We start from the raw sequence: 17,972 nt of genomic DNA on the forward strand, positions 1-17,972 counted from the left end.
GTATCAAAAAACGAATGCGTCGCCCAGCAACATCAGGGCGTGCCCGAAAGGGCTCGAGGGGAAATCGGAAAATCCCGAAGTGGCCGCCAATGGCGAACTCGCAGCCTTCGGCGCTGGCGTCCGGTTCGTTGCGCCGGGCTTGGCTGCTCGCGTTTTTGCCTGAGCGAGTTCGGGCGTGCTGCGTTGACTGACCGCATGCTCCGTCGTCGCTGGCTTAGCCGCATCCGGCAAGGGGCGCCCGCCCGGAAGCCCGGGCGGCAGCGCAACAGCCGCATGCTTCGCGGACGCAATCGCCGATGCCGGCAACGGCGGCGGGCCGATCGTCGAGACCCCCGGCCCCGCGCTCCGTGTTCCCGTCACGAAAATGCGGGACGGCAACGTGAAATTCCGCAACTGGAGAACGTCGAGAGGACCGCCGCCGGCTTCGCTGCGCAATTGCACCTTGAGCGGAATGCCCTGACTCGTGTCGGGTGTCCAGGTCAGCAGATAGCGCGCGTTGTCCTGCTGTGCGATCTTTGCGCGCTCCAGCAGCCGAACGAGACCGAAGCGTCCCTGCGAATCGAGCGCGGTGCGCAAACCACCCTGCTCCGTCTGCCATTCGATATGCGACAGGTTCTCGAGCGACTGCCCCGGCCATTCGAACGGTGTCCATTCCTGCTTCTGGTTGAAATAATGCAGTTCGCGGCCGGACAGCACGAATCGCATGTCGGTGACGCCCGGCGTCGGCTCGGCCCGCAGTTCGTAGCGCACGCGTGCGTCGCCGGACGGGAACAGCACGGTCGACGTGCGCATGAGCTTGTTCAGACCGTTGAGGAAAGCCGGATCGATCGTCAATGCGCCGGCATCGGCTCCCTGCGAAGCGACCCACCGATCGCCCTGCCGTTCGACGACACCGGCCAGTTGCGCTGTCACGAACTGCGCGATCACGCCGCTATCCGGACGCATGAAGCGCGCCATCTCGGGCAGCGACGCGTCGTTGTCGGAATCCGCAAACGGATAGCGGCCACCGAACGTCTTGTTCCAGTCGCCAAGGATCGCGGTGCGCCAGATCTCGTTCAGACTCGATGCGGCCGGCTGCACGATGACCTGCCACGCCTGATCGAACGGTGCGCGGAACAGTGCGCCGAAGCCCGACCATTGTTCGCCGAGGCTCGCGGCGACACGGCTTGCATAGTCGCGGCTGTCGGCTATGTCCGAGGTCTTGCCCTGCAACACGGCTTGCGCGGCCAGACGTGCGATAGCGTCCGGATCGGGGCTGGAGACGATCTGCGATGTCTTCAGGCGCATCGCCGTGATCCGCTCCAGATAGCGTGCCAGGCTCAGGTCGCCGGTCGCTGCGGGCGGGCTGTTCCCCTTGCCGCCGGATGGCCCCCCCGAAACGAGATCGCTACCGGTCAGACGCAGGATCGGGCCGAATGCAGCGGCAAGCGGTGCCAGTTGAGGCCTGGCTTGCTTGGACGGATCCTTTTCATCCGCGCCGACCAATTGCTGCGCCTTGCTGATCAGCGTGTCGGACAGCGACTGGGCGTTGGCGCCCGTACCCGCCTGATAGACGATCGCATTCATCAACGCGACGAGTGGCGAGCGTTGCGGATCACCCAGCAACGTCAGCTGGTCGGCAGTGGCCGACAGCGTCGGTGCCGGTTGCCAACGCACGCTGTTGAGGAAAAGCGCCCATGCCCGCGCGTAGTCGTCGAAGTAGCGCTGGCGGAGTTCGGCCTTCAATGTCGACGGCGATGCGTGGGCAACCTTGGTGTCGGAGAGCACCCAGTCGCTCGCTATATCGCGTTGCTCGCCGGCTTCGTCGATCGCCTTCGAGATCCGCTCTTCCCACGCGGCGCGCGTGAATACGCCCGGTACGGTCGCGGTCGTGCCGAACAGGCCGCGGCTCGTTGCACTGCCCGCGGAGGATTGCGAAGCCACGTCGCCGAGCAGCGTTACGAGCGATAGCGACGGGTACTTCGGTGTCGCTTCGTCGATGATCTGCCGGTAGATCGCATCGCCGGAGTTCTGGATGCCGCGCACGCCGATGATCGTCTGGCGGGTCGACGCGATCAGGTTGCCGTCCGGGACAATCGCGAGCGCGGTTCGGTTCGACGCGCCGCCGCGCCCGATGTGATTGGCAAAGAACGAGATCGCTTGCTGACGCAGGTCTTCCCAGCGGCCCTTCGGCAGTTGCGAACTGGTCGGGGGTTCGGGTGCGGACGTTGCGACGAGTTGCGGTATCAGGAAGGTGGCAACTGCCCGCTCGGGTTTGGCGAGCATCATGTAGGTCTTGAGCGTGTCGTAAGCAGCTTGTACCTGAGCATCGCCGCCGCTGGCGATTTCCGCGTCCGACAGCCAAGCGAGTTGATGCAGCCTCGCTTCGAGCTTCCGGCGGACCGGGGCGACGAGGGTACGGTTTGCGGCCTCGGCGTAGTAAGGCCAGAGGGCGTCGAGCAGCGCGTGGTCGTGGTTCAGGCCGAAACGGGCGGTCAAAGGCGCGCCGGCCCGCTGGTGGATTTCGAGCGTGTCGATTTGACGGTCTAGATCGGTCAGTGTTTGCAGCGATTGCGTCGGGTTCAGAGGCCCGGCGAGCTTTGCGACCGTCCCCGTTGCGCTCTGGATTGTCGCGAGGTTAGCAAAGCCGGACAGCAGCGTGCCGACCAACCAGCAGCCGATCAGGGTCGTCAGCATCCATGCTGCCGTGGTCGACAGCGAAAAGCCGACGCGTCGACCGCGAGCCTTACGGCTGTGGTCGGCGATGGTTTGCCAGATGGTTCGGTGTTGAGGGCCGCTCCGCTGCACATCGTCATTCACGTTATCCGATGCTGGCGATACCAGGTCTCGCTCTAGAAAGAGTGGGGCAAACAGCAAGCCATGGGCGGCGTGCTGCCAGTATCGAGACTGAGTGGTCTTCAGCATCAGACCCAGCAGGGCGTCACGTCGCTGTGAAATATGCTGCGCTAGCTCGGCTGGATAGCGATCACGTGCATCCTTCGCTAGCCGCGCGATCCCTGCATCCGAGAGGGTGTCCGACAGGTTCTGTAGCGACGCGCCGACTTCCTCGGCGTTCAAGCGCGCGCTTGTCCAGGTGAAACCAATTGCTTCGTCCAAACCTGACGACTCGCTGCCGAAATCAGTGACGTTCAACAAATACGTGGGCGCGACCCAGCGCAGCACGCGAGCATGATGCGCCAGCCGCTGGGAAAGATCATTCGCGTCGAATGGGGAATCGACTGAACTGCTGTTACCAGTCACTGCGACAATCGCGTCGACAGGGCGACGCCTGCGCATGCGACGTATGTGGTCGAGCCAGTCGATATCAAGCGTGTTGTTTATCTGCTTGGCATATAGGAGGACCGTATCACCGATGATCGCATACCCTGTCTCGGCAAGCCCCGGGGCAAGACGCTTGATGAGTGGTTCATCGCCGACCACAAGTACCCATCGCCCGCGATAGCGCCACCGCCAGCCATACCGGTCGCGAAGGCTGTTCCCCAACGCAGCGGGGCGTACCGTCTCTATTGAAGTTAAGGTCTCGTGCCGTTCAGATTGCGACTTGAACTGCCTCTCGATCCAATTCCTGACGCGTCGAACGGCTACCGCCGGGCGGGACGAGGAATCGAAGCTGAACCACAGGAACAGCACAACGAACAGGACACAAAGGACAACAATCCAAGCCGCCCTCTTTTCGGCGGAGTGCAAGCCGAACAAGATATCCCCCTTGAACCAGATCCCCAGTCCGGGCAGGACGACTGCTATGGCGATGCTCAGAATGTCGATCCGAAACTTGCTCGGCATACTCAATCAAGGTTGAAGCAGGCTGGGCAATACGAAAACTGCCACATGTCCTGCTGGTTAGTCGTCTCGTGACCGGAGCGCGCATGGCTCCGGCACCTCAGGGTTCGCTCAAACATCGACATAGGACGAATGCTGGGATGGGAGCAGACGGGGAGGCTCACTACACTTGCACACACACCGGTCGTCGCTAAGCGCGCCTTCTCTACCGTCCGGGCCTTTCATCGATAGCCGCGGCCCGGCGCACACAATGTGTCCCGTCGATTGACACGCCGGACACCAAATCTCGTCACGCTCGTAAGCCTGTTCGCGATCGCCGATCCTGTCGTTCGCATCGCCACCCAATACGGTTCCATCAGACGTTGTCTTGTCGCCTTTCAGAATGTCATAGCGCCTGACCATAATCTGCTTTCCTTATGTATGGATAAGTCATGATCTCGACATGCGGTTTTGCAAACATTCGGGATAGTCCAACCATGATTCAGTCCGTGCCGGCACTCCGTACGACAGAGAAGCACGGCCCTGTCTCGTTGGCCGTCACGACTAGTTCAACTGACCCATTCCGAGCAGCCGCTTTTGCCGCGCATGCCACGCCGAGCCATGGCGCGACCTCACCGGCATGACCGATCATGTAATCGAGATTCACCGGCTTCGGGGTGATGCCCGCCTTGACCAATGCGCTCGTTACGGCATTTCCCGTCGCGCCATCGAGCCCGCTTTTCCATCCCCTCTTAATTGCCGACTTCTCCGCTCGCCCCCATTGCAAAGCACGAGCAAGAGCAACGTTTACTGGACAGTCGTTCGTTCCGTTCGGGCGGTGCATCATAGCGACCGGTGCAAGATTGAACTTGCGGCGTACAGCCTCTGGTGCGAACAGAATCGCAACGACACTTTCCGCGCTTCCATCTGGCGGCTCTGCTTGAAGAACAGTGTTCACCCGGGCAACGACGAGAAGTCTGGCCTCCTGATCGACATTCCGTGTGACACGATCCAGCCACGCGTCGACGTACATCAGGTCGGGCAATTCCTGCAAAATCCTCGGCTGCAGCGTTCGGAGATTCGCCTTCTGCCACTGTTCGTTCCACGCGGCCGCAGCATCATCCGTGCTGGCCATATCCGGCAGCACCAGATGAATCACCAGTTTCAAACCCGCTGGTAACGAGCGGACCGTTTCAGCCACCTCATCGATAACTGCGCCGAACGCCCATGTCACGACATGGCTTCGTCGCTCATCATCGCTCTTGAACCGTATGCCATCCTTATCAGCGTCAGGCTTCTCGAACCAGCGTGCGTTCATCGGAGGCGTATCAGGCTTCGCGGCGACTCTTGGCTCAAGCTTTACCGATCCATCCAGCAATTTGGCGAACTCATCTTCCTTTGCATCGCTTGAGAACCTGTAGCTCGTGGCCAGAACCGCGAGCGGCTGACTTGCTTGCTCAAATACCTCATTCACATAGTCTTTGCGCGCCTCGTTCCATGCGATTGCGTCCAAACGTCGACCTTCGTAGACGCTATAGCGTCTCAAGACGACGAACGAAGCGACACCGGGCGGATATACGGCGACACAGACCCAGAACCACGGAGTTTGGGTCGGCTCCCCTTTAGGCCAGAAAAACAAGACCAGAAAGACACCGCCCAGCACGATCACGAAAAAAATCGTCGTCCAGGCGAGTCTCGACGGTGGGACATCCGGAACCGGCTCATCTTCTGGCAACTTGTCGAAGTCAACAGCCATGGCCCCTCCTCAAAAAGCATTCGGTCGAGGGCGGAGACTACGAGACACCGCGTCCCACAACGCAACCGACTCCCCTTCCGTGAGCGAGGATTGCGTGATCGTGTCAGCCTCAGCGAGAAAATTCGGACTCGCCGTTTCCATGTCCAGAACGATGTAAGGGGCTTGCGGGCTACCTTGGTAATTCGCCTCGAGCGAGCAATGATGACCCCGCACTTCTACCAATGTCAGCGCTGATACCAACACCTCGTCCGCCTTCATACCGTTACTCAATACGACGTTCCCGGATCGAATAATGTGGCCCTTTGCCGTCTTCAGCGCCTCCTGGACACTCCGGCTCCGGACGCGTGGCAGCAAGCTGCTGGTCGCTTGCAGATCGGCGAAGCTGTGCCAGCTGAACGACACATCTGTCTTGTCTGCGAGTACATAGCTCGTCGAAACCTCCTCTTTTTCTGAAATTGCTTTACCGGGCATGAACCCCCCGACGAAGCACGTGCCTGGCTCGGTTGGAATCATGTCCTCGGGACGACCTTGCAATTTGGCGATCAAGTCAAAGGCAAGTCTCGATTTTTGCGGCACATCATTTTTAGTTTCCTTCGCCTTGACCCACGATTTATCTCGGTCGACAGACTTGCTCCAATCCGTGCCTTCAATTCTCAGCGTAATCTGGTAACCGCGATCCCACTTGTGGACTTCGATATTTCGATGTGCGTCGCTTAATTCATTGTTATAAATTAGATACCTCGTATTCTCAACACCACGCACCTTGCCGCTTTCAAAGAAAAACTGATATCCAAGCGGGTTTCTAGCCGCCTTCAGTTCCGCCTCACGCGCATCCATATCATGCTGGAACTCTACCAATCTCTGGGCTTGTGCGTTGACCTTAATACCTTCAAATGTGGCCTCGCCGATTGGCATCGCATTGACAGGAAGATCAATCAAGTAACGCCCGACACATCGCGGAGTCGTATTTTTTGTCATTTCCATCACCGTCATCCTCTCCTGTTCCGTGAGTATCTGGTCCTTTACACGGCAACTTGCCAATAATGCTATACACAGCAACCACACTGCCTTCAGCATGACGTGTATTCCATGGATGTGCCCTTGATGTTACTCACCAAGCGCGTGATTGCACGCAGCGCGAAGAGTCGGCACGGTAGCGGATTGTATGCACCCTCGTGGTCGACCCCTTCGAAGGCGACGCAAGCCTTCGCATAGCGCGCAGGAGCGCGTCCAGACCGGATCGGAACGGTGCCGTCGCCATTTTCCTGCGCCGGCTGCAAGACGAACTCCTCGAACAATGGAAAAGGTCGCTTGGAAGGGTCAATGACACGCTGGATGCCCGTGCGAGAATCCCATTTGCCTTCGAGCTTTAGCGGCTCCGAAATAGGAGGCGGACTGTGTGAAAGCAGGTTACGCTTGGCCGGGGTATGCCGCCACACAACATCGCCCCAAGTCTTGTGCTTCTCGTCGCTTCCGTAAAAGACGTAGGTATCCGCATGGTAGCGACCGCTGATGGCGTCGTGAAACGTTCTAACCTGTTTATCCATCAAATCGGAGTATGCACTCCAGTCCCCGTCCAGATTTACCTTCTTCTTATCGAGCGGATTAATGAGCTTTTCGTCTATCAACCCCCACCACTTTCCACGCTGGGTATATATCTCTTCATAGGGATCGTCTCGTTCAGGCAAGGAGACAACCCGACTGCCATCCCGAATCTTCAACCAGCCGTTACCATAATTGCTATCTGGCAGAAGTTGCAACGGCCCCGGCGATTGTGAAAATATTGCTGTGATCTCTGCGGCAGTTTCTCCCAATACCTTCCGGCCGATTCCCTCTTCGATTGTGTTACCTGGCTCCCAACCGGCCTTGACCCGCTTGTAGGCCGTGGCTGAACCAATGGCGGGCATCACACTATGTACAATGCCCAATATCTTGTCACGATACCCTTCCACTTCTGAGCTATAGCGCGCCACCAATCCGCCCATTGAATGCGTTACAACGATGGATTTCTCACAACGGAAGCGCTTGCGATAGCCGCTCATGATTCGATCAATTTCGCGAGCAAGATACTCACCGGAATCTTTGTTCGATTTCAACCAGTTGTAGCCCACCGCATGCACGGGCAGTTTGTATTGATACGACAACTCGACCTCTTTGTCGGTCAACGTATCAAGGCCCGGCGCCACTACCTGCTTGATCAGACTGTTGCGCAAACCGCTGCGGCCATGATTGGTTCCCGCGTGAGCGTCGTCGAGCGCGTCCTGCAGCCATACCAGCCAGTCCCCATAGCTTTTCTTGGAAACCGTGCCCCAGCCTCGCGCCTTCTTTTCGGCATCGGTAAGCGACGTGCCTTTGGGGAGATCGCCTCCATCGAAGACCTTGGTATTGACTGGGTCCAGTGTCTGCTTGCGGTATGCTGCATCTTTCCAAGACCAAGGCAGCATGCCGGCGCCGCTATTGACGACCCACACTGACTGATTTTGGTTATTCATCAAATTGCTGCCCATGACTCCCGGCACGAAAATCACTGGAATCACCCGGTCAGGCACCATGTGGCAAACGGCATGACTGTCATCCGATGGAGACGAAACCGATGAATAGTGCACCGAGCCATCGTCGGCATGTTTGGCGGCAAGGATACGTTCAACAGGCATCGGGATAGCTCCGTCTAGTCGTGTAGCAACTGGTGAGTTGAGGAAATACAGGTAGACAACGATCACTCAGGGTCAATGCGCAACCGCATCCCTTCAGCGAAGAGAGTCCTTTGCAGCCCCGCCCGTCCTTCCGCGTCGGTGACGCCACGGATCACACTCCCATCATCCCGGATGATTGAATACCTGCGATTGGCCACCGGTTTTCCGCTGTAAGGCCACTTGACGACAAACTCCTCGTCGAAATTTGCGTGTTTCCAGGTATTCATCGACTCCGCAAGTGACGACGGCCCCTGGCGACTGAATGCCGCCGACTTGATAGTCCGGTTTCCTTGAGTCCCGTCTTCGATGCCGGTTGATGAGATTCGGATGTATGACCCACCGCATCGGAGGAGGAGTTCGCTTTTCGCTTCGATCGTGACCCTGCCGTTGGCGCTCGTCATCCTCATGTCCTTATCAGACATCAGATACATCTCATCGCTCTGCGCCTGAATCTCGACTTTCCCGCGGGCGGCAAAAAGCTTCATTCCCAGTTTCTGTGCGAAGAGCGATACCACCTCTCCAGCCGCGACTGTAAATCGCTTCATAACGCCGATGTCAGCATTTCCGCCCGCGGTAGCAATCAGGTTGTCGTTCGCGGTGAGTTGAAGATCGGTTCCGGAAATCAGTCCCATTCCTTCGGGTGCGCTCACGAGCACACCGGATTTTTTCAACTCCTTGAGCGTGCCATCGAGCAGTGCGCGCTGACGTTCGTAATCTGCGGCCACTGCTTGCGCCGCATTGGCCGCCTCACCAAGGCCGCGCATCTGTCGGAATGCCAGATCAAGCAATCCTTGAGCACCCTGCATCGCCAACTGGTGCCCAACGCCGCCGGCCTGCACCTCAGCTGTGACGAGAACGCCTTTTGCACCTCGGATTGCAACATGCCCGTCGGTACGTAGTTCGGCCCCCTGACCTCGTTCGTTGCGATCACCGTCGACCATATGCCCAAGATTCAGCTCACTGGCCTGAAACGGCGTCGTCAGGTGGACATGTTCGTTGCTCTCCTTGTCCTCCATCCGCAACTCATTCCGCGCAGCTGTCCGAATCAGGTTCCGCGTATGGTTCAGGTTGTTCACCAGATCCGGATGCACGCTGTCATGCATTGCCCCGATGATCACCGGCCGGTTCGGATCGCCGTCCGTATGGACGATCGCTACCTCCGCCCCGTCGATCAACGGAAAGTGATGCCCGTAGTTGTCGCCGCTATAGGGCTTCGCAAACCGCACCGGCCGGCTGGTCCCTCCCGGGCTCCATTCATCGAGATCGAACGGCAGCTTGATCACGTACCAGCCCTGCTCGGTCAGATACGCATACTTGTAGTTGCCCGGCGACGTAATCCGTGCCGGCAGAATCCCGTCGACCACCGGCCGAGAAACCCAAGCCATCGACGTGCGCCATACACGATCCGACGGAATCCCCTCGAACGCCACCCAGTACGACTCGTTCCGCCCGCCGTGCGACTCGACCGACGTCACGAAAACCCCGTGCTTCGCATCGGCCGGATTCGGCTCGATCCGCATCACTTCGCCGGCTTCGAGCCAGAACGGATTGCCCGTCCCCTTGAACGTAATCTGCCCGGCCAGATACGCTTCGTGCCGCAGCCGGGCAATCTGCTTACCCTCTTCCGGTGTCTCGTAATGCTCGCCCCAGCGATAATCGACCGCGTCCGTCGTCTTGTCGTCGCGTGCCGTGTTTTCCTCTACAAGCAACGACACCTCAGCCTGTCGATGGTTGTAGTCATGCAACCGCACCGCCTCCGGCACACGCTTCATCTCGCGCCCGAGCGTCTTGACCGCATCGGCACCGACACTCTCGAGCCCCGAGTCCCACCGATACGGCACCGTGCGCTGCTTGCGTGCATACGCATCCAGATCGTCGCCGAACACCACCACCGCGCGATCCTTCTTCTGCTCCCAGCGAAACCAGATGCCCTCTTCCGCGCAAATGCGCTGAATGAAGGCAAATGTCGTCTCGCGATACTGCGTCACGTACTCGCGACGCTTGTATTGCCCGCGCAACTGGAACTGGAAATCGACACCCGCTCGGTATCCGTAGTGCCGCAGCGTGTCGGTCACGATCTCCCCGACCGACTGCTTCTGAAACAGCCGACTGGTCACGCCACGGTCGAGATCCGCCAGCGTCGGCGCGAGCACGACCCGGTAGCGCGTCTCGTCCGCCGACGTCTCGAACTCGTCGAACTGCATGATCACGCCATGCACCGTATACGCCGCCGGCTTCGCACTGAACTGCGCCGCGTTGTCCCCGAACATCTTCCGCAGGTAATCCATGTCCGGATCGACCGGATCGGCAATGAACTTCGCCGGCCGCCCCAGCACCTGGTCCATCGGAATGCCCGCCGCCGGGCTCGTGAATTCGATCTCGTATCGATAAAGCTGGCTTACGCGGTCGAGCCCCTCGAACTTCAGGATCGAGAACGGCGCCGGATGCGGCGCCAGCTTCAATTCATAAGCTTGCGTCGGCAAAATCATCGACATGGATTCCCTCGCTTGCGCACAACGCGCCCCGCCGCCGGAACAACCATCGACGCCCCGACGGCCCACATGCAAACTTCAGATCAGTTCTTGGCCTTCGGCATCTGCGACACGAGCGACAGCCCGATATCCATCCCTTCGACCTGGAAGTGCGGGACGATGAACAGCTTGATCCTGAAGAAGCCCGGGTTGTCCTCGATATCCTCGACCATCACCCTCGCCTCGCGCAGCGGATGCGACGCCTGCAACTCGTCGCCCGGATCCTTCATCTCGGTCACGAGCCCCTTGATCCAGTTGTTCAGCTCGAGCTCGAGCAGACGACGATCCTTGGTCGTGCCGATGTTTTCGCGCTGAATCAGCTTCAGGTAGTGCGCGATGCGCGACAGCAGGAAGATGTATGGCAGCCGCGCGTTGATGCGGCTGTTCGCGGTCGCTTCCTTGGTCTCGTACAGCGCCGGCTTCTGCGCCGAGTTCGCCGAGAAGAAGCATGCGAAGTCGTGGTTCTTGTAGAACGACAGCGGGATGAAACCAAGATTCGCGAACTCGAACTCGCGCGTTTCCGGGATCAGCACTTCGGTCGGGATCTTCGGCTGGTAGCCGGTGCCGAGGTCGTACAGGTGAACCGGCAGGTCTTCGATCTTGCCGCCCGCCTGCGGCCCGCGAATCTGCACGCACCAGCCGTTGCTCATGAAACTGCGCACCATGTTCGCCGCGAACGCGAATGACGCATTCATCCACAGGTACTTGTCGTGATCGGGGCCCTTGACGGCCTCCTCGTAATTGAACGCCCGCACCGGCGCCGTGTCCTTGCCGTACGGCAGGCGGCCGAGCACGCGCGGCATCGTCAGGCCCACGTAACGAGCATCGTCGGTATCGCGGAAGCTCTTCCACTTGATGTACTCGGCGCGATCGAAATAGTTGCCGATGTCCTGGATCGCGGCGACTTCCTCCATCGACTGCTTGCCGAAAAACGCCGGCCCGACCGCGCCGATGAACGGCATGTGCGCGGCAGCCGCAACCTTCGAGATATTGCGCAGCAGCGCGACGTCCATCGGCGAATTCGCGAACTCGAAGTCGCTGATCATTGCGCTGATGGGCTGGCCGCCCGGCGTGTCGTATTCCTCGACGTACGTCAGGCGATACAGGCCGCTCTGGATCAGTTCCGGCGTATCCTCGAAGTCGCGCTGCAGCGCGTCCTTCGACACATCCAGCACTTCGATGCGCGCGTTCTTGCGGAAATCGGTGCGGCTCACGAGCATCTTCAGGCCGCGCCAGCGTGCCTCGAGCGCCTGGAATGCCGACGTATGCATCACGGCGTCGAGCTGGCGGCTGATCTGCCGGTCGAGCTGGCCGATATGGAAATCGAGCAGTGACTTGTCGAGACGGTCCACCGGCTGGCGCGCGTTCGCGACGAGTTCGAGGAATGCGCCCATCCCGCGCGCGATCCGCTCGTCGGCCGACGCGTCGGACAGCATGTCGTTGTCGCGGAACGCCTCGAGCGGGCGCGCTTCGCTGATGGGCTTCAGGTTGATCTTGCTGCATAGCGACGCATAGACGCTGTCGATATCCCCGTGCGGGGCGTCCAGCACGACGGCTTCGGTCGCACTGCTCTGCTGGGTTTCAGTGGATTTCATGTCGGATCCTGTCTGCGATCGAATCGTTACGATGTTGCGGAATGCGCTGAACGCGCGTTTTGCCCAGCGCCGCTCACGCATGCCCCTCCGGCTGCGTCGCGGCGGTCGCGATCTGCGCGAGTTCGCCGCGCAGCTTCGCGGACAGGCGGTCGTCCTTCAGCACCTTCTCGAACTCGCGGCGGAACGTGCCGTTGTCGAGCAGGTTCGATTTGAGGTCGCGCAGCAGATTGCGCATCGCGAGGAGCGCCTGCAACTCGGGAATCTGACGCGCGACCTGCTCGGGCTCGAAATCCTTGATCGACCGAAACGACAGGTTGACCGGCAGCGCCGAACCGTCGCCGGCCAGCGTGTTGTCCGCGGCGATCTTCAGATCCGGCGCGTAGTCGGCCAGCACGGCATCGAAGTTGTTCTTGTCGATGTTCACCTTCTTGCGCTCGGCGAGCGGCGCCTGCTCGCGGCCGGCACTAAAGTCACCTGCCACCAGCAGCTTCAGCGGCAATTCGACTTTCTTCTGCGCCCCGCCCGTATGCAGATCCAGGGTGATCGACACCCGGCTCTTCGGGATCTCTCGCTGAAAGCTGTCCAATTCGTTCTCCTTATCTCAGGAAGCTCGACGACTCCGCGACATGCACCCACGACCACGGATGCTCCGTCGTCCGCACCGCCCATGCCAAACCCGGCAACGGGCATCGACGAACGATCGAGTCGGATATTCGCGGCCCGATATTCGACTCAGACGGCAGAAAATATCACGCTCCCTGTCGGCGAGTAAACCTAAAACACGAATAATCGTAAATTGACGAAACCACGCCCATTTACAATAAGACCAGTCCGATTCCAACCATCTAATTTAGATACTCATATAGGCACCCGAACACCCCCATCAGTCGCTATCAAAAAAATCCATAAAAATACCGCAAGTCATTGATTTATATACATATCAATCCAAAAAATTAGAGCATAAATTCTCAATAAAAACCCGCACCATGACAGCCGCATCCAGAAAACAATTTCCACCCAATTAATCTCAAAATAAACACCTCATCCATCTCAATTTAACCGAAACACTTTCCAACAAATTCTAATAAAATTTGGTATACGGAATCAGGAAACGACGTATAGAATCGGCGCCTCATAATTCCTACATCGGTATTGACCACACCATGCGGATCGACAAACCGCTCTGGCATGAAGGGCTGATTCTTACGCAGCAGCATTTCCAGCAGCAGGAGCGCTGGAACGGGTTCGCGCTGCAGCAACTGGCTTCGGCGACCACCGTTGCGCCATGGGGAACGCTGAGCGTCGACGTCGACGAGGAAGCACTGGCTTCGCATCGCCTGAAGCTCACCCGGCTGCAATTGCGTTTCCCCGACGGTACGCCGATCGACACGACCGTCGCAGATGCGTTGCCACCCGCGCGCGATCTCGTCAGAGAAATTCCCGCCGATACCCAGCGCATCGACGTGCTGGCCGCACTTGCGCTACCCGATGCGAACGGCAGCAACTGCCGTTTCGATGAAACGGCGCTGGCCCGCCCACGCCGAACGTATCGCGAGTTCGTCCGGGTGACGGACCTGAACGGTGCAAGCGAGACCGAAATAGCCGCCGAACGCCATGCCGTCCGGTTGTTGTTCAGCTCCGAATCGCATGCGGACGACACCGTATGTGGGATCGCACGCCTGACGCGCACGACAAGCGGGCAGTTCCAGGTCGATCGCCAATATGTCCCGCCATGCCTGACGCTGTCCGGCCACACGCTGCATATCGAGCGCATCCAGCGGATGGCCGACATCCTCGCCGCCAAAAGCGCACACCTCGGTGCGCGCCGCAGCGAACGCATCGAACAGGTAGCCGAGTACGGTGTCGCCGACGTTCAGCTCTTCTGGCTCCTGCACTGCATTCACCAGGCCTGGCCGCACCTGCGCTTCCTCGCGTCGCACCCGGGGCAGTCGACCGATCGCCTGTACCAGGTACTCGCACAATTGGCCAGTTCGCTGACCACGTTCTCGACGCGCGTCTCGCTGACCGACATTCCGCCCTACGACCATGCGGGCGCCCATGACGTCTTCGCGACGCTCGAATCGCTGATCCGCGATCTACTCGACGCAATCATCCCGTCACGTGTCGTCTCGATCGGGCTCTCGCACACGACGCCGACCACCTGGATCGGCCAGTTCCGTGACGAGCGCATCGTCGAAGATGCCGCGGACTGGTATCTCTCCGTCAATGCCGCGTTGCCGGCGTTCGAGCTGATCGAGCAGTTTCCGCGTCTGTGCAAGATCGGCGCGCCGGATGACGTCGAGCACATCGTCAATTCCGCCGTGGCGGGAATTCCGCTCAAAGCCGTGCAGCGGGTACCCGGCGCCATACCGGTCCGGCTGGACAACCACTATTTCGCGCTTGACGCGCACGACGCCGCGCATGCGCGGATGCTCGCCGCGCGCGCTTGCCAGATCTATCTGCCTGCGTCGATTCCCGACGCGTCACTCGAACTGTATGCGGTGCTGCGATGATGAATGCCGCCGTCTCCATGCGTCACGAAACCGCGCTGCTTGCGCGCGATCCATCCCCCGGTCACGCCCATCGACCGTCGATGCGCGCGCTGCTGCGCGATACCGCATTGCTCGTCACTCACCTGTCGAACGGCGGCCAGGTCGACAACGCTGAAAGCTTGCGTCAGCAGTGCCGCCTGCTTGTCGCACAGTTCGAGACCGCGCTCGATGCGCAAGGCATCGCCGCGGACGTGCGGGACGACGCGATCATCGCCCAGTGCGGGCTGATCGACGAGGCCGCGCTGCGGCACTTGTCGGCTTCGGACAAGGCGAACTGGGAATCCACGCCGCTGCAGGTCGAGCGATTCGGCACGCACGACGCTGGCACGCGCGTCTACGAGCGGCTCGACTACCGGATGCGCGAACCCGCGCCGAACGTCGACCTGCTCGAATGCTATGCAGTCGTTCTCGGCCTGGGGTTCCGCGGCCGTTATGCCGCGCGCTCGGGTCCGGCCGCGGGCGCCCGCGATGGTGAAGCGAAACGTCAGGCATTGCTCGCCGCGCTGGTTGCGCAGATCGATCAATCGCGGCCGGCGATCTGCCCGGGGTTCGTCACCCATCGGTCCGACATGCGACTGATCGACCGGCTCAGGCATGTGTCTCCATGGGTGGTCGCCGGCGTGGCATGCGTCATCGCGATACTCACCTGGTTCGCATGGGATCGAATCCTCGATGCCGAACTGACCCAACTCGTTCAGAGAGCAAAACGGCCGTGAGTTCGGGCATCTCGCTCCCAATGGCAGCAACCCGCGCCGATTCCGATGCGGCACGCGCGGCCTTGTCGGGCCTTGGCTATCCGCTCGGTACGGTCGTGGCGCTGTCCGCGTCACTGGCACTGGCCGTCGTCGGGTGGGTTTTACCTGTCGATCGCGGCGTCATGTGGGGATGGATGGCGATCATCGTCGCGTTGTCCGCGCTGATCGTCTGGCTGCATAAGCGCAGCTTGGCGCACGCCCGCGAAAGAAACGTTCACGTGATTGCGCAACTGGGCGCGGCGACCGCCGACCTGCCGGTCACGCTGCGCACCAGAATGCCGCTCGCGCTCGTCGCGGGCGACGGCTTGCCCGCCCTGTTCGATCGCGATCCGGCCCGAGCGCGTTTCGTTCATGTCGGCGACGGGGCCGTCTGGTTGCGAGCCGATCGCCCTCAAGATCTTCCCCGGCTCGCCGTCGCGGTCCGCCAGTGGCGAGGCGGCCACGCGCCCGATTGTGTCGTGCTGTCGGTCGCGCCAGGCCTTCATGCGAACGACGACACGCTGTCGCAGTCACTGCGCGTGATCCGGCAGGCCGTGGCGGACGCGTCTCGCATGCTCGGCACGTCGCTGCCCGGCTATGTCGCCATCTATCAGCGGCTCTCGGACGCAAATGCCACGGCGGCGCCGACGGCTGGCGAATCGGCTGTCCGGTGGTATGGCATGTCGGCCAGATCGGCAATCGTCGACATGCAGTGCTTCGACACTGCCATCGACGCGGCCGAGTCGGATGCGCTCCATGCCGACGGGAGTCCGGTTGCCGCGGCACGCGCCGCCGGCGTCGCATCGATGACCGGGTGGGCCCGACGCGTCGTGTTCGACACGCTGACGGATCGACGCCAGCCCGCATCGCCCTGGCCATTGTTCGGCGCCGGTTGGGTCGACCATGGTCCGGCGACGGCTCCCGGCAAACCGTGGGAACGTGAAGTCCGCAGCCGGACAGGCATCGCACCCGCCGCACTGCCTGGGTCGCCGCTGCCCTGGCCGTTGCCGCAGCCGCTGCTCGACGCGATGCCGCGCCGATCGTGGCGGCCGCCCCGCCTCATCGCCGTCGCGCATATCGTTGCAATCGTTGCCTGCGCGGCAATCGCCGCCATCTGCGGAGCCGCGCGGAACAACGCTGCGTTGATGACACGCATCGGCGAGCATCTCGAACGCTACAACGGTATCCCGGCCACGCAGGACGCGGCCAAGCGCGACGCGCTCAGGTCTCTTGCGTCGGACCGCGATCAGCTCGACCGGTACGCGCGCGTCGGCGTTCCGCTTCGACTGTCGTTCGGCACCTACCGCGGCGCGGCGCTGCTGCCGGTCCTCAACGAGACGATCGCCTCGTACGAGCCGCCCGCGCCGCCGCCCGCCGTCATCACGCTGGACAGCATGTCGCTGTTCGACAGCGGCAAGGCACAACTCAAGGCCGGCACGACGCGCGCGATGGTCGATGCGCTCCAACTGATCAAGACCCATCCCGGCAAGCGCGTGCTGATCGCAGGCTACGCGGACGACAAGGGCCGACCCGATCGCAACCTGACACTGTCGATCGATCGCGCTTCGGCCGTACGCGACTGGCTTGTCGACGCATCCGGCATCCCGCCGACACAGTTCGCGATCCAGGGCTACGGCGATACGCGACCGGTCGCGGATAACGCTACCCCGGAAGGGCGGGCGAAGAATCGCCGGGTCGAAATCACGCTCGTGCCCGATACACCGGCGCCGGTCATCCCGACCCGCACCGTGAAGTAATACGCATTTGGGTTCCCGGGGCGACCGCCCCGGGCTTGTCAGCGCCGGAATCCGGTTCCGGCGATTCGCAGTACGAAGAAAAAGGAGAAGAAAAATGGCAGTTCCGGCCTACATGTGGCTCAAGGACGACGGTGGCGCGGACATCAAGGGTTCGGTGACCGTCCAGGATCGGGAAGGCAGCATCGAACTGGTTGCGTTCGATCACGGCGTGCACATCCCGACCGACGGCAATACGGGCAAGCTGACCGGCACGCGCGTGCACAAGCCGATCACGCTGACGAAGGAAACCGACGCATCGACGCCGTACCTGTACAAGGCCGTGACGAGCGGCCAGACGCTGAAGTCGGTCGAGATCAAGTGGTACCGCATCGACGACGCGGGCAAGGAGAAGGAGTACTTCAACACGAAGCTCGACAACGTGAAGATCGTCGCAGTGAGGCCGAAGATGCTCGACATCAAGAACCCCGACTACGAGAGACACAACCACCTCGAAGACGTGGAACTGCGTTACGAGACGATCACGTGGTCGTACAAGGACGGCAACATCATCCACAAGGACACCTGGAACGAACGTTCCTGAATGCCGACCCGCTGG

12 protein-coding genes are annotated in these 17,972 nt (G+C 60.7%); 4 read left to right on the top strand and 8 right to left on the bottom strand.

The window, feature by feature from the left end; all coding sequences use genetic code 11:
• Nucleotides 1–3: 3 nt before the first annotated feature.
• The 8 genes from DIE13_RS07610 to tssB all read right to left on the bottom strand — a co-directional run bounded on the left by DIE13_RS07610 (nucleotide 4) and on the right by tssB (nucleotide 12,920).
• Nucleotides 4–3,783, bottom strand: a complete 3,780-nt coding sequence (locus DIE13_RS07610) for an ImcF-related family protein (RefSeq protein WP_175786884.1) — start codon at nucleotides 3,781–3,783, stop codon at nucleotides 4–6.
• Between the two features lie 108 nt (nucleotides 3,784–3,891).
• Complete coding sequence (locus tag DIE13_RS07615) at nucleotides 3,892–4,182, bottom strand: PAAR domain-containing protein (RefSeq protein ID WP_124826559.1); 291 nt, start codon at nucleotides 4,180–4,182, stop codon at nucleotides 3,892–3,894.
• Between the two features lie 79 nt (nucleotides 4,183–4,261).
• A complete protein-coding gene (locus DIE13_RS07620; RefSeq protein ID WP_124826560.1) occupies nucleotides 4,262–5,515 on the bottom strand; it encodes a hypothetical protein in 1,254 nt (417 codons plus the stop codon).
• A 9-nt stretch (nucleotides 5,516–5,524) separates the two neighbouring features.
• A complete protein-coding gene (locus tag DIE13_RS07625; RefSeq protein ID WP_124826561.1) occupies nucleotides 5,525–6,592 on the bottom strand; it encodes a T6SS immunity protein Tli4 family protein in 1,068 nt (355 codons plus the stop codon).
• Nucleotides 6,586–8,169, bottom strand: coding sequence for a lipase/acyltransferase domain-containing protein (locus DIE13_RS07630; RefSeq protein WP_124826562.1), 1,584 nt, complete (start codon nucleotides 8,167–8,169; stop codon nucleotides 6,586–6,588). The genes DIE13_RS07625 and DIE13_RS07630 overlap by 7 nt, the downstream gene beginning before the upstream one ends.
• 62 nt (nucleotides 8,170–8,231) lie before the next feature.
• Nucleotides 8,232–10,703 (bottom strand): type VI secretion system Vgr family protein, encoded by a 2,472-nt coding sequence (locus tag DIE13_RS07635; RefSeq protein WP_124826563.1) that lies wholly within the window; start codon nucleotides 10,701–10,703, stop codon nucleotides 8,232–8,234.
• 80 nt (nucleotides 10,704–10,783) lie between these two features.
• The gene (tssC, locus tag DIE13_RS07640) at nucleotides 10,784–12,334 is read right to left on the bottom strand and encodes a type VI secretion system contractile sheath large subunit (protein WP_124826564.1); all 1,551 of its coding nucleotides are present in this window, start codon (nucleotides 12,332–12,334) and stop codon (nucleotides 10,784–10,786) included.
• 73 nt (nucleotides 12,335–12,407) lie between these two features.
• Nucleotides 12,408–12,920, bottom strand: a complete 513-nt coding sequence (gene tssB, locus DIE13_RS07645; RefSeq protein ID WP_124826565.1) for a type VI secretion system contractile sheath small subunit — start codon at nucleotides 12,918–12,920, stop codon at nucleotides 12,408–12,410.
• A gap of 577 nt (nucleotides 12,921–13,497) precedes the next feature.
• On the opposite strand from tssB, the gene tssK reads away from it, so the two are divergent.
• The 4 genes from tssK (at nucleotide 13,498) to DIE13_RS07665 (ending at nucleotide 17,957) form a co-directional block, all read left to right on the top strand.
• Nucleotides 13,498–14,847, top strand: coding sequence for a type VI secretion system baseplate subunit TssK (tssK, locus tag DIE13_RS07650; protein ID WP_124826566.1), 1,350 nt, complete (start codon nucleotides 13,498–13,500; stop codon nucleotides 14,845–14,847).
• Nucleotides 14,848–14,927: 80 nt separating this feature from the next.
• A complete protein-coding gene (locus tag DIE13_RS07655; RefSeq protein ID WP_124826600.1) occupies nucleotides 14,928–15,602 on the top strand; it encodes a DotU family type IV/VI secretion system protein in 675 nt (224 codons plus the stop codon).
• A 20-nt stretch (nucleotides 15,603–15,622) separates the two neighbouring features.
• Nucleotides 15,623–17,377: an OmpA family protein gene (locus DIE13_RS07660; protein ID WP_124826601.1), complete on the top strand. Its 1,755-nt coding sequence runs from the start codon at nucleotides 15,623–15,625 to the stop codon at nucleotides 17,375–17,377.
• Between the two features lie 94 nt (nucleotides 17,378–17,471).
• On the top strand, nucleotides 17,472–17,957 hold the full coding sequence (locus DIE13_RS07665; protein WP_124826567.1) for an Hcp family type VI secretion system effector: 486 nt from the start codon (nucleotides 17,472–17,474) through the stop codon (nucleotides 17,955–17,957).
• The last annotated feature ends 15 nt before the right edge of the window (nucleotides 17,958–17,972 follow it).

The organism is Burkholderia sp. Bp9016, assembly GCF_003857765.1.
Classification (GTDB): domain Bacteria; phylum Pseudomonadota; class Gammaproteobacteria; order Burkholderiales; family Burkholderiaceae; genus Burkholderia.